The 12,725-nt window shown below is 37.4% G+C and carries 12 protein-coding genes; 3 read left to right on the top strand and 9 right to left on the bottom strand.

The features are described 5' to 3' along the window. Positions 1-19: 19 nt before the first annotated feature. The 9 genes from EG346_RS11255 to EG346_RS11215 all read right to left on the bottom strand — a co-directional run bounded on the left by EG346_RS11255 (position 20) and on the right by EG346_RS11215 (position 10,632). Positions 20-1,195, bottom strand: a complete 1,176-nt coding sequence (locus EG346_RS11255; RefSeq protein WP_123882638.1) for an aspartate aminotransferase family protein — start codon at positions 1,193-1,195, stop codon at positions 20-22. Positions 1,196-1,293: 98 nt separating this feature from the next. Then, positions 1,294-3,027: an OstA-like protein gene (locus tag EG346_RS11250; RefSeq protein ID WP_123878691.1), complete on the bottom strand. Its 1,734-nt coding sequence runs from the start codon at positions 3,025-3,027 to the stop codon at positions 1,294-1,296. 3 nt (positions 3,028-3,030) lie between these two features. Then, positions 3,031-3,504, bottom strand: coding sequence for a Fur family transcriptional regulator (locus EG346_RS11245; protein WP_034731532.1), 474 nt, complete (start codon positions 3,502-3,504; stop codon positions 3,031-3,033). Positions 3,505-3,571: 67 nt separating this feature from the next. Next, positions 3,572-5,566 (bottom strand): KUP/HAK/KT family potassium transporter, encoded by a 1,995-nt coding sequence (locus tag EG346_RS11240; protein ID WP_073335185.1) that lies wholly within the window; start codon positions 5,564-5,566, stop codon positions 3,572-3,574. 116 nt (positions 5,567-5,682) lie between these two features. Then, positions 5,683-6,663, bottom strand: coding sequence for a pyruvate dehydrogenase complex E1 component subunit beta (locus tag EG346_RS11235; RefSeq protein ID WP_034748438.1), 981 nt, complete (start codon positions 6,661-6,663; stop codon positions 5,683-5,685). Between the two features lie 100 nt (positions 6,664-6,763). Then, positions 6,764-7,378 carry a DUF8845 family protein gene (locus EG346_RS11230; protein WP_073335186.1) on the bottom strand — a complete coding sequence of 205 codons (615 nt, stop codon included), beginning with the start codon at positions 7,376-7,378 and terminating at the stop codon, positions 6,764-6,766. Between the two features lies 1 nt (position 7,379). Next, the gene (locus EG346_RS11225; RefSeq protein WP_123878689.1) at positions 7,380-7,877 is read right to left on the bottom strand and encodes an RNA polymerase sigma factor; all 498 of its coding nucleotides are present in this window, start codon (positions 7,875-7,877) and stop codon (positions 7,380-7,382) included. Positions 7,878-7,983: 106 nt separating this feature from the next. Further along, on the bottom strand, positions 7,984-8,403 hold the full coding sequence (locus EG346_RS11220) for a DUF2147 domain-containing protein (protein WP_123878687.1): 420 nt from the start codon (positions 8,401-8,403) through the stop codon (positions 7,984-7,986). A 300-nt stretch (positions 8,404-8,703) separates the two neighbouring features. Then, the gene (locus EG346_RS11215; RefSeq protein WP_123878685.1) at positions 8,704-10,632 is read right to left on the bottom strand and encodes an LTA synthase family protein; all 1,929 of its coding nucleotides are present in this window, start codon (positions 10,630-10,632) and stop codon (positions 8,704-8,706) included. An 89-nt stretch (positions 10,633-10,721) separates the two neighbouring features. On the opposite strand from EG346_RS11215, the gene EG346_RS11210 reads away from it, so the two are divergent. From EG346_RS11210 to EG346_RS11200, 3 genes are all read left to right on the top strand, one after another. After that, positions 10,722-11,435 (top strand): CDP-alcohol phosphatidyltransferase family protein, encoded by a 714-nt coding sequence (locus tag EG346_RS11210; protein WP_123878683.1) that lies wholly within the window; start codon positions 10,722-10,724, stop codon positions 11,433-11,435. Positions 11,436-11,542: 107 nt separating this feature from the next. Then, on the top strand, positions 11,543-12,307 hold the full coding sequence (locus EG346_RS11205) for a 3'-5' exonuclease (protein ID WP_123878681.1): 765 nt from the start codon (positions 11,543-11,545) through the stop codon (positions 12,305-12,307). Between the two features lie 3 nt (positions 12,308-12,310). Continuing rightward, positions 12,311-12,712, top strand: a complete 402-nt coding sequence (locus EG346_RS11200) for a putative signal transducing protein (RefSeq protein WP_073335192.1) — start codon at positions 12,311-12,313, stop codon at positions 12,710-12,712. The last annotated feature ends 13 nt before the right edge of the window (positions 12,713-12,725 follow it).

Below are 12,725 nucleotides of genomic sequence, written 5' to 3'. Positions count from 1 at the left end.
AATGGAGAGATTTTATGGTTTAATCTTCGTTCAGAACATCAAGAATAATCTGGCAACCCTCTCGGATTTCTTCCAAGGAAATCGTTAGCGGCGGAGAGATCCTCATGTATTCATTTCTGTAAAGCTGCCAGAATACAATAAGGCCCTTTTCCATGCATTTTTTAGCTACGTTGAGGGTATAGTCGGGTGTCCCTAAATTAACGGCAAGCATCAGGCCTTTTCCATTGATATTTTTAATCTTCGGATGAACAAGAAGTTCTCTGAACAGTTTTTCTTTTTCAGCGGTTTGTTCCATCAGTCCACTTTCCAATACTTCTTTTAAAGTGGCGTGGCTGGCTGCTGCAATCAGAGGGTTTCCTCCAAATGTTGTAATATGTCCCAATTTGGGTGAATGGGACAGTGTTTCCATGATTTCTCTGGAACTCATAAAAGCACCTACCGGCACTCCGCCTCCCATTCCTTTTCCCATGACAAGAATATCGGGAACTATTCCAAAATGTTCAAAGGAGAATAATTTACCGGTTCTTCCGAATCCGGGCTGGATCTCATCGAGGATAAGAAGAGCTCCCACTTCTTCACATCTTTTTTTAAGCTTGATCAGATAATCATCTGCAGGGACTAAAAATCCTGCAGCTCCCTGAATGGTTTCCAGGATAACACAGGCTGTTTTCTCTGTAATTTTATCAAAATCATTTTCATTATTGAATTCAATAAAGCTGATCATCGGTAGCAAAGGACGAAATTCTCTTTTATGGGTTTCATTTCCTGATACGCTCAATGCACCGTGTGTATTTCCATGATACGAGTTTTTAAAGGAAACAATTTCTTCTCTTCCTGTATATCGTTTTGCAAGTTTCAGGCTTCCGTCGATAGCTTCTGCCCCACTGTTGACGAGATAAGTAATCTCCAGAGGATCGGGAGTAGATTCAGTCAGCAGTTTACATAAAGCAATAGGTTTTTCCTGTGCATATTCACCATATACCATAACGTGCAGATATTTGTCTGCCTGTTTTTTGATAGCTTCCACTACTTTAGGATGTGAATGTCCCAAGGTATTGGCAGAAACACCGGCTACAAAATCCAGATATTTTTTTCCATCTGTTCCATAGATATAGCTTCCATCTGCTTTTTCAACTTCAAAACCTGCTGCAAATTTTGTGGTCTGTGCCTGATATATAAAAAAGTCTTTGTGCATTTCCATTGTCTCGAAAATTTTCAGCAAAGCTATAAAACATTCATTAAACGCTAAAATTAAAGAACATAAAAAAAGACCAGTTGCTGCTGGTCTTTTCCTTATTTTTTAACCCGTTTAGGTTTTTTGGATTCTTCTTTTGCTTTTTCTTTATCAATAGCTTCCTGAGCTTTATTAAAGAGATCATTATCTGCAGAATATTTTATTTCTTCATAATTGGGACTGTCCACAAGGATATCCTGCCATTTCCTGATCCGGTCTTTGGTATTCCAGTTGAAATCTGAAAATTTCCTTTTCTCCGGTTCTATTTTACTCATAGGATAGGTATCAGAATTCGCTGCGATGCTGCATGAGATAATCTGCAGTCCGGTTTCCTCAAACAAAGCACCAATGATTCCACAGGTGGAAAGGGTGATCCCTATTCTCTGAGGCTGTTTTGTTTCCTGATCAACGTCATCTACATAGGCGATGGATTGGGCATTCCCTACTACTCTGGCTTCTTTAATCTCGTTATTCTGGTAGTAAACGGTCATGAATTTTCCTTTCACCTGGTTGAACTCATCTTTCAGGTTTAGTGAATCTACTTTGCTTATGGCATAAGCATTTCCGATTACTTTGAGTGAATCTATGTTTTCTGTTTTGGTATTGAAATAGGCTTCAATCTTGTCACCGGTCACCTGTTTTTCACCGCTCCAAAGAATCGGTTTGGTATACATGTGCATGATCCCATCTGTTTCGTTGAAGGCAATGGAGTCTGCCCTACCTTGTGCGTTTGATTTAAAGATACGGCCTTTTTTATACGCTCTTAAAAAGCTTTTCTTTATGGTAATGTCTGCTGAGTCCGGTCTCTGGTAAGAAAGAATCTTTTCTGCGGCAAAATAAATGGAATCTTTTTCCATGATCTTAACAGCATACGGACTTTGGGTCATCATAGCGGAATCTTTCTTTTGAAAAACTTCTCCGTACCCTCCTTTGATGTATCTTCTTTCTAACGGATCATCCAGGGTAACATTCCCGGTTGCTTTACCAAAACCTGTGGTATTATTAAAATACATATCATCACCGGTAAGGATCTTGTCATTGTAAAAGATCTTGGAATTTTTATTCAGGAAAGCCTCCTTGGTTTCCATTCTGTAAGTTCCTTTTTCGGTGTAAATCCGGTTTTTACGGTTGGCGCGGTTGGTAATGGTGGTAGGACCAGAAAATTCAGCTACCTTAGTATTCTGATTCTGTTTGATATTAACTCCCTCTATAATGTAATCCGGATTATCTATTTTAACGTTCCCAACAAAATCTATCATTTTGGTATTGAGAAAATAGGTAGCCGATTTGGTATACATTACATTCTGTGCATCAGAAATGGTTCCTCCGGTATTGAAGTAGGCCTGATTGGCTAACCTGTCATAGTAGAGGATATCTGTTTTGATCGTCTGCTTGGGATCGGTAAGAACGACCTCTTTTTTGGCAACCCCTTTCTGGGTAACTCCGTTATATTCCATCTCCTGGGCCGTAATGACAGAGCCATCTGCGTTTTGAAGCTTTGCATTACCAATAGCTTTTACGAGACTTTGGTCATTGTAAAGAATCACCTCGTCTGCATAGAGAATAGATCCCTGATGCTCTATCTGAACGTGCCCCACCATATACTGGTTGCCCTCGTATTTTGTGTCTTTTTTAAATTCATCGGCATGGATGATCTTTACCTTATCTTCAGGTCTTACTGCGGGTAAAGGTTTTCCTTTATTTTGAATATAAGGATCCATCTGCGTGGTTTTATTGTCCTGTGCAGAACTGAACGCAGAAATAAAAAATAACAGAAAAAGGATTATTCTCATTAATTAATCATTCTTAGTGCCATAGAAATACAGCGAATGCGAATCAATATTTACGCCAAATGCTTCTTCAATTGCTTCTTTAATTCCCTGAATTCTTGGATCGCAGAATTCGATGATCTCTTCAATTTCTTTATCAGAGCCTTTTTTGTAGATCACCAAATGGTCATGCTGTTTGTCAAAATAAGACTTTTCATAAGATGAAGAGGTCAATGTTTTTTCTCCGAACTGATGCTTACGGATCAAACCGGCATCAAGGAAAATTTCAATAGTGTTGTAAATGGTTGCTTTTGAGACATGATATTTCTTCTGCATCATCAAAAGATACAGATCATCCACATTGAAGTGGTGATCCATATTATAAATTTCTTCTAATATCGTATATCGTTCAGGAGTGTTTCTGAAACCCTTTTCTAATAAGTAGTTTCTTAAAACATCCTTAATCAAAGCAATATTTTTTTCTTTTTGTATTGTATCCATCAAAAAAATTATCTACAAATTTATTGATTTTTATTTAAATACACCGCATGGTTTGGTGTCGGGACTTTTAGGAATTATGACGAAAGAAGCCGGATTGCTCAATCTTGGTGTCATAAACCGTCAGTTCTGTGATGGGTGCAGATTCCACTTCTACGTTATGTGATGATACTCCCCACGCTTTAAAGTCATCACTTCCGATGTACTTCACGAAGTTGTAGATATTGAGTATAATCTTCTGTTTAACCGTTAAAAGTATATCGTTAATATATGTATTATCTATAATCACATACTTCAGATCCGGTGGAATATTATGGGCTCTGAGAGAAGGATGGCTGCTTCTTGAAGGAATGGTTCCATCGGCCATAAGATCTTTCAGTACCATATTAAAATAATCATTGATCCTACGGTCTACTTTAAATCCTAAAAGGAAATTGACTTTATAAACAGTTCCGGGCAGAATTTCATCTACAGTATATCTGAAAGTGTATGGATCTTCCTGATTGACAATACTTAATATAAAATAATGATCAGCTCTTTTCGGCTGTTTCTTAATGATGGAATAGATGATTTTGGATTCTACCTCGTCATTTCTTTTGGCTCTGCTCAAATAAGCAAGATTGGTCGCATATTTCGGAATGCTCTCATCCAGCTTCATATCTTTTATGATAGACACGTATTTATCTATTTTCACAAACTGGATAAATCTTGTTTTTATCAGTCTTCCATTATACCATGCATACATAGAGATTCCAATAGAACCAGCCAATACTACGGTGATCCAACCGCCTTCCATGAACTTGATGATGTTTGCGCTAAAGAATCCTAGTTCAATAGACAGATATACCAAAGCAAAGAACAGAATCAATACTTTACTTACTCTATGCTTTAATAACCAGAAAATAAGCAAAATGGTGGTCATCAGCATCGTGACTGTAATGGAAAGTCCATAGGCGGCTTCCATTTTTCCAGACTCTCTGAAATGGAGTACTACAATAATACAAAGGATGAGAAGTCCCCAGTTTATTCTGGGAATATACATTTGCCCTTTCACCCCTGAAGGATAATCGATTTTCTGATTAGGCCACAAGTTAAGAGACATTGCTTCAGAGAAAATGGTAAAAGAACCTGTAATTAAGGCCTGACTTGCAATAATTGCTGCGGCAGTCGCCAAAATTACGCCCGGTACAATCATCCACTCTTCCATGATTCCGAAGAATGGGTTGACTACAGAGAATCCTGGTTTTGCATGATTGGTTAAAAGCCATGCTCCCTGTCCCAGATAATTTAAAATAAGCATGATCTTCACAAAGCCCCAACTTACTCTTATGTTTTTAGCCCCGCAGTGTCCCAAGTCTGAATAAAGAGCTTCGGCCCCGGTTGTACAAAGAAACACAGCACCAAGAATAACAATTGCACTTGGAGAATGAGCAATAAGCTTATAGGCATAATAAGGATTGAAAGATCTCAAAATTTCGAAATTTTCACTCAAATGCATGACTCCTAAACCGCCTAACACAAGGAACCACACCACCATTACCGGTCCAAAAAATTTCCCGATAAAGCTGGTTCCAAACTGCTGTACCACAAAAATGACAATCAGAATTCCGATTGTAATGGGAACTACAGGGGTATGAGGATTATAGATCTCCAAACCTTCAATAGCCGACATCACGGTAAGCGATGGAGTGATCACCCCATCTGCAACGAGTGCTGCTGCGCCTATGATAGCAATAAGATAGAGCCATCCTTTTTTAAGATTTTTAACTAATGAGAACAAAGCCAGAATACCTCCTTCTCCTTTGTTATCTGCTCTTAAAGCAATGATTACGTATTTTATTGTAGTCTGAAGAGTAAGGGTCCAAATAATACAGGAGAGAGCTCCTTCTATGTATTCGTTGAAAGGCATATTACTGCCGCCGTCTCTTGCATTTACAATCGCTTTCATCACGTAAAGCGGTGATGTCCCGATATCTCCGAATACAATTCCGAGAGAGACTAAAACTCCAATAAAAGAAAGTTTTTTTATGTCAAAATGATAACCTTCTTCTGTAACGTCTGCCATGTCAGCTTATTTTTTTTAAACGCGCAAATTTATACTAATTTTATGACGTCAAGAACTATTCTTCATGAATAGAATAAATGAAAAAACTTCCTTTCGGAAGTTTTTCTCTATAACATTTATTTTACGTACATCGCTTTTTTGATTTCCTCCTTCACTTTTTCAAGTTTAGGGAACCATTCTGCAAACAATGCAGCTGAATATGGAGCAGGTGCATCAGGAGTCGTAATTCTCTTGATCGGTGCATCTAAATAATCAAATGCTTTCTGCTGTACCATATAAGTAATTTCAGAAGATACCGAACCAAATGGCCATGCTTCTTCCAGAATTACCAATCTATTTGTTTTTTTAACAGAAGCTAAAACGGTATCAAAATCCAGAGGACGAACGGTTCTAAGGTCAATCACTTCTACAGAGATTCCTTCTTTAGCCATATCTTCAGCAGCCTGAATAGCCAGCTTCATGATTTTACCGAAAGAAACCAAAGTAACGTCTGTTCCTTCTCTTTTGATATCAGCTTTACCTATTGGCAGGTAATATTCTTCTTCAGGAATTTCCATTTTATCTCCATACATCTGCTCAGATTCCATAAAAATAACGGGATCATTATCCTGAATAGCTGTTTTCAACAATCCTTTTGCATCGTAAGGATTTGAAGGAACAACTACTTTCAGACCGGGAACGTTGGCAAACCAGTTTTCAAAAGCCTGAGAGTGGGTAGCTCCCAATTGTCCTGCCGAAGCAGTAGGACCTCTGAAAACGATCGGACAGTTCCACTGACCACCACTCATCTGGCGGATCTTAGCCGCATTATTAATAATCTGATCAATACCTACCAATGAGAAATTGAACGTCATATACTCTACAATTGGTCTGTTACCATTCATCGCAGCCCCTACAGCAATCCCTGTAAAACCAAGCTCAGCAATGGGTGTATCGATTACTCTTTTAGGACCAAATTCATCCAACATTCCTTTTGAAGCTTTATACGCACCATTGTATTCTGCAACTTCCTCCCCCATTAAAAAGATGGATTCGTCTTTACGCATTTCCTCGCTCATTGCTTGTGCAATTACCTCACGAAAAGTATATTCTGCCATATTTATTTGAAAAATTTAGACTACAAAAATAGTGTTTTTTTATTACTAACATAATAAAAAAGGCATCTCATTGAATGAGATACCTGAAATATTAATTGAATTAAAAAGGTTTTTCTTCCGCCTTGCTCAGTTCTCTGTAGTTTTTTCTGAGATCGGACAGAATTTTGCCATACGTTCTTTTATAAATCAGATACAAAAGGTAAAAGCTGACAAGCATACAAAATCCGAACAAAGCATAATTTCCCAATTCAGGATCCATACTTTCGGGATTGGTATGGGTTACAATATGGTGTCCTTTGTTCAATCCATCTTTTGCACCTGCCATAAAATCCTTTGTATATAAATCAAAATGAATCAGGTTATCGAGAATAACCAGAAAAAAAGAAATTCCTGCATACCCGAAGATCAGTTTTCTCAGGTTTAGAATATTTTTCATTAATGATAAGGAATTCTGTCCGGTTTTCAATTTGCGAAACAGCAAAATGGCCAGAATAATAAATCCGGAAAACAGGATGATTCTAAGATAAGGAAATTCTCCATTAATATATCCATACACCGACCACAGTATAATTTCTATTAGACCAATCACCAATAATGTTTTCGCAACAGAAACAGATCTGTGTTTGATCATGGAATAAATTTCGTTTTCAGAATAATTTTTAAACTCTCCTTCATCTTTATTCCATTCTTTTTTCAAAAGTTCCAGTTCTTCCATATTATTTTGTGCTTATTTTGGTTTTCAAATTATTCTTTGCTCTATTCATTTTCACCCTTGCATTTCCTTCACTTATCCCTAGGATCTCCCCGATCTCTTTATACGGCTTATCTTCCAGATACATCATGATCAAAGCTTTTTCAACGTCTGAGAGTTCATGGATGGCTTTGTACATTTTTTTCAGTTTATGTTCATCATCTTCATAGGCTTGATATTCCATTTTCAAAGAGGAGACATCTACATCAGAATACTTCCATTGTTTTCTCTGTGGTTTCCTGAAAAGAGTCATCGCTGTGTTGAGCGCAACCTTGTACATCCACGTCGAAAATTTAGATTCTCCTTTAAACCCGGGAAAGGATCTCCATAGCTGGACGGTAATTTCCTGAAACAGATCTTCATGATCTTCGGTGTTATCTGTATATATCCTGCATATTTTGTGGATAAGCCTCTGGTTGGGCTTAAAAAAATCAACAAAATTTTTCTCCAATTCTGTGTTCATACCTTATGAGTGGGTACTTTTTATTTTCGTTACATATTTTTTGAAAAAAAAATAAAAACGGCATCTCATTGCTGAAATACCGTCTTATACTTGTATTGAAACCTGATTAGTTTACTTTGTCCCAGATTTGAGTTCTTCCAAATACAGAAACCCCCATGTATCCTCTTACATTCAGTTTGTCACCGCTTTTGGTGATGGTACATTTGTAAGTCTTACCTGATTTAGGATCTGTGATCGTCCCTCCTGTAAATTCATCACCCTCTTTTTTCAGACCTCTGATAATCTCCATTCCTAAGATAGGTTTACCTTTTCTGTCGTCTTTACAAGATGAACAGTTTGGATCTGCAGGCTTTATAAGCAACTGAGAAACTTTACCGTAATACTTTCCGTCAGACTTCTTATAGATTTCCACAATAGACTTGGCTTGTTTTGTTTCATCATCGATCGTCTTCCACTTACCTTCAATCTGTGCAAACGATAATACACCAAACAAAGAGAGCACGAATGTTAATAATAATTTTTTCATATTTCTTATAGTTTTAATTTCGATATACGTTTTTTGTTATCTATCTATTGCTAAAAGTATAAATTAAATTTTAAACAGACAAAAACTTTTACTATACAGAGCATATCATAGGCCAAAAAGGGCAAGCAGGTACATAATCCTGTTTGCCCTTTTTTCATTTTAGCGGTTTTGATTATTCAAAAACCAAGATTTTAGATATCGTATTTCAAACATAAGATATACTAATAAAGTTCTTGATGTAAGATTCATGGATCGAACCAGCAACGATCAACCAGCAACAAGACCCTACGACTCTCAAACTTATTTGAGCTTTCTGTTGATCACCCTATCCATATAATCCTGAAACCATGCTTTAGCCGTCAGCATTCCTTTTTCTATTTCAGGAGTTTTCAGTTTGCCTATCTGATTGTTTTCAAATCCAAGATCATTTTTATCATATACTCCGGTAATTTCTTTTCCGTCAAAACGATACATATAGTTTCCTATGATAAACTGTTCCGAACTTCCATCTGAATTAACGATAACAGACGGATATTTTTTATCACTTACTACACTTCTGCCCCAACTTCTAATCGGCTTATTGTACCCGATAAGGTCTGCCAATGTAGGATAAATGTCGATCTGCTGGGCGGTCTCAGGATTTACTCCTTGAAGGTGATAGTCAGGATTTGGAGAATAAAGGATCAGCGGAACAGCAAAACGGTTCATCGCTTTTTCATATTCACCATAAGCTACCTGATTGGTATGGTCTCCTGTGAAAACAAAAATGGTATTATTGAACCATGGCTGTTTTTTAGCAGTTTCAAAATATTTTTTGATTGCATAATCCGTGTACTGTATCGGCTCATGCATTTCTATGGTTCCTTTTTTGAATTTACCATTGTATTTTTCAGGAATTTTAAACGGATGGTGTGATGATGCCGTAAATACCGTTGCCATAAAAGGCTGTTTCTTTCCTACATTCTTTGCAAAATACTGAAGAAACGGTTCATCCCATATAGCCCACATTCCGTCAAAATCTTCATCATGATTGTATTCATTTTTTCCGAAATAATGTTTGAAGCCTAATATATTTCCAAATCCAAGGAAGCCCATCGAGCCGTTTGGAGCGCCATGATAAAAGGAGGTATCATAGCCGAGATCGTTACAAACTGAAACAATAGACTGTATTTTCTGATTGGAATAGGGTGAGCTGGTGAAGGCATCCGTAAGACTCGGAATACCTGCCAATACGCTGCTCATCCCATGAATGGACTGTCTTCCATTGGCAAAAGTATTGGGAAAAATCAAACTCTGGCCGGCAAGGCTGTCGATAAACGGTGTATAGGAAACATAGCCTTTTATATTTTTATCTTTATTAAAAGCTCCTGAGTATTCTCTTCCGAAGGATTCAACAATAAAAATAACGATATTAGGCCGGTTCTCTACCTTCCTGTCATATATTTTATAAGGCTGTACATTGTCGGTAATATATTTCTCATCTACAAAATGAACTTCCTTAAAGTTATTGGTCCCCAATGTTCTGAAAAAAGAAAATGTACTGTTTAAAACTATATTTCCCTGTAGTGGATTCACTACAAAACGGTTGGCATCTACTAAATTAATAGGTCTCGTGCTGTGCTTGAAGTCGCCACGTATTCCTCCAATGACTAAAACAATAGTTCCGCAGAGAACAATGACAGACCAGATAAAGTAGGGAACAAGCTTTAAAGGTTTCTGTTCTGTAATCTTTATTCTTTTATAGAGAAAAACCCAAAGTGCCATTAAAACAACAAACCAGATCAAAACAAAAGGATGCTGTCCTAGAGAAACAGTAAAGACCTTAAAGACATTAGACTCATGTTTCGCCACGTCCAAAGCAGTGGAGGTCAGTCTTGCCTGTGAAAATTTATAATAGATAAAGTCTCCGAAATTCATGGCATAGGCAATTCCGTTGGTGATAAAATACAGCCAGAAAAGTATATTCTGATATCCTTTCTTTGTATTGATCACAACGGGGACAAGGCTTAACAAAATAAATAAAGCATTGACATATAAAATCGCCGTGGTATCAAAGGCGGTTCCATGAAATGCCAGATTGAAATAATCTGAAACGGAATCCACTTTGATGAGTTCTTTATTGAAATACCAAAACAAAAGCCGGGCAATCTGATAAAAAACGTATGCTAAGAAAATCCGGTATAAAAGGACCAGAACTTCTTGTTTTCTAAATTCTTTAAAAAATTTCATTCGGCAAATTTACATCAAAAACCGATTAATGTATTTTTTCCTTCATAATATTTCGGGATAAAATTTGGAAAAACTGTACTTTTGTTGACATGAATTTCATAAAAAATAATCTTGCCAATTTATTGACGCTTGCCAATTTATTTGCGGGCTGTGTAGGTGCGATCCATCTTATTTTAGGAGATTACCAGACCACGGCCATCTGTATCATTCTTTCTTCCATTTTCGATTTTTTTGATGGGTTTGTGGCCCGTGCGGTAAAATCAAACTCCAATCTGGGACTTCAGCTGGATTCTCTGGCGGATATGGTCAGTTTCGGAGTGATTCCGGGTCTTACGATGTATAAAGCTCTGGAGCCATTCGGAAATGAAATCTTTGGACTTCATCTTCCCTTTGACATCCGTTATATTGGTCTTCTGGTAACGGTCTTTTCCTGCCTTAGATTGGCTATCTTTAACCTTGATGAGGAACAGCGTTATTATTTTAAAGGACTGAATACGCCAACCAATACGGTACTGCTTTTTGGATTGTATTATGCTTTCAAGGAAACAGGAAATTTTGGATTTTTATTTGAAAATTCATTGTTTTTAATTGTATTAACGGTTGTTACTTCATGGCTTTTGATCAGCCCGATCAAGATGATGGCGATGAAATTCAAGTCGAAAAAGCTTCAGGACAATTATCCAAAGGCTATTTTATTAGGCGGCGGAATTGCCATTCTGATGATATTTCAGATCGTAGGTATTCCCATGCTGGTTATTTATTATATAGTAGTATCCCTCGTTTTTCAGAGACAACTGAAGTAGACATCAGAGGTGAGATATTAGACATCAAATATAAGACTTTAGAAGCACCAGATTACTGATCATAGAATCCGTACATTTTCAAATTAAAACATTATCAAATTATAGACATGAATTTAAAACTCCATAAACCCCTTTGCATTTTTGACCTTGAAACTACAGGAACCAATATTGGAAAAGATAAGATTGTAGAAATCTGTATTTTAAAAGTCAACCCTGATGCCTCCAGAGAAAGCAAAACATGGCGTGTGAATCCTGAAATGCCAATTCCTAATGAATCCAGCGCGATCCATGGAATTTATGATGAGGATGTAAAAGATGCTCCTACCTTCAGAGATATCGCTCCAAAAGTGATGGAAATGCTTGCAGGAAGTGATTTGGGAGGATTTAATTCCAATAGATTTGACGTTCCGCTTCTGGCAGAAGAACTTCTGAGAGTAGAAATAGATTTTGACCTTAGCAAATTCAGATTGGTAGATGCACAGACCATTTTCCACAAGAAGGAGCCTAGAAATCTGGGAGCAGCCTATCAGTTCTACTGTGGTAAAGTCCTGGAAAACGCTCACTCGGCAGAAGCGGATGTGATGGCTACCTTTGAGGTACTGGATGCGCAGGTTGGAAAATATGAGGATATTCCCAATGAAATAGCGCCTTTAAGTGAGTTTACGTTCCATAATAAGAATGCTGACCTTGCAGGATTTATCGGATACAATGATAAAAACGAGGCTGTTTTCAATTTTGGAAAATATAAAGGACAAGTGGTAAAAGCGGTTTTCCAGAAGGATCTGGGCTATTACGGATGGCTTCAGAATGCTGATTTTCCACTGTATACGAAGAAAGTCTTCACCAAAATTCAATTATCAGGTAAATTTTAAAACATGTCAAATCTCGTTCGTTTCAAATTCTACGAAACCGCCCTTGAAGCTAACAGGGACAAACAGATCCTTTCCGAAAATGGAGTCAATGGCTTTATTGCGAATGAACAGCTGATTCAGTCTGACTGGCTGCTGTCACAAGCTGTAGGCGGTATTCAGTTGCAGGTTTTTGAGGATGATCTGGAAAAGGCAAAACAAATACTACAGGATTATAACGATAATGAAGCATATTCCCTGGAAGTGGAACACACCATCAAAGATCCGGCATTTGACTTTGTCTGTCCAAAATGTGGCTCAAACCATATTTACAGGGATGACCGTGCGACGAGTTTCTTTGGGATCTCGATTTTGTCAAGCCAGAAGTTTGTATGTTATTACTGTGGTAATGAATTTACACATCCATAGAATTAAAGTTTAA

The sequence above is a fragment of the Chryseobacterium carnipullorum genome, from assembly GCF_003815695.1.
GTDB classification, from domain to species: domain Bacteria; phylum Bacteroidota; class Bacteroidia; order Flavobacteriales; family Weeksellaceae; genus Chryseobacterium; species Chryseobacterium carnipullorum.
The sequence above is the reverse complement of the archived record's forward strand: the minus strand, read 5'-3'. Positions and strand labels throughout refer to the sequence as shown.

What these genes read in the sequence shown, in the direction of transcription:
- EG346_RS11230 (WP_073335186.1), bottom strand. Translation starts at nt 7,378, where the DNA reads ATGGAAGAACTGGAACTTTTGAAAAAAGAATGGAATAAAGATGAAGGA.
- EG346_RS11220 (WP_123878687.1), bottom strand. Translation starts at nt 8,403, where the DNA reads ATGAAAAAATTATTATTAACATTCGTGCTCTCTTTGTTTGGTGTATTA.
- EG346_RS11205 (WP_123878681.1), top strand. Translation starts at nt 11,543, where the DNA reads ATGAATTTAAAACTCCATAAACCCCTTTGCATTTTTGACCTTGAAACT.
- EG346_RS11210 (WP_123878683.1), top strand. Translation starts at nt 10,722, where the DNA reads ATGAATTTCATAAAAAATAATCTTGCCAATTTATTGACGCTTGCCAAT.
- EG346_RS11245 (WP_034731532.1), bottom strand. Translation starts at nt 3,504, where the DNA reads ATGGATACAATACAAAAAGAAAAAAATATTGCTTTGATTAAGGATGTT.
- EG346_RS11235 (WP_034748438.1), bottom strand. Translation starts at nt 6,663, where the DNA reads ATGGCAGAATATACTTTTCGTGAGGTAATTGCACAAGCAATGAGCGAG.
- EG346_RS11225 (WP_123878689.1), bottom strand. Translation starts at nt 7,877, where the DNA reads ATGAACACAGAATTGGAGAAAAATTTTGTTGATTTTTTTAAGCCCAAC.
- EG346_RS11200 (WP_073335192.1), top strand. Translation starts at nt 12,311, where the DNA reads ATGTCAAATCTCGTTCGTTTCAAATTCTACGAAACCGCCCTTGAAGCT.
- EG346_RS11250 (WP_123878691.1), bottom strand. Translation starts at nt 3,027, where the DNA reads ATGAGAATAATCCTTTTTCTGTTATTTTTTATTTCTGCGTTCAGTTCT.
- EG346_RS11255 (WP_123882638.1), bottom strand. Translation starts at nt 1,195, where the DNA reads ATGCACAAAGACTTTTTTATATATCAGGCACAGACCACAAAATTTGCA.
- EG346_RS11240 (WP_073335185.1), bottom strand. Translation starts at nt 5,566, where the DNA reads ATGGCAGACGTTACAGAAGAAGGTTATCATTTTGACATAAAAAAACTT.
- EG346_RS11215 (WP_123878685.1), bottom strand. Translation starts at nt 10,632, where the DNA reads ATGAAATTTTTTAAAGAATTTAGAAAACAAGAAGTTCTGGTCCTTTTA.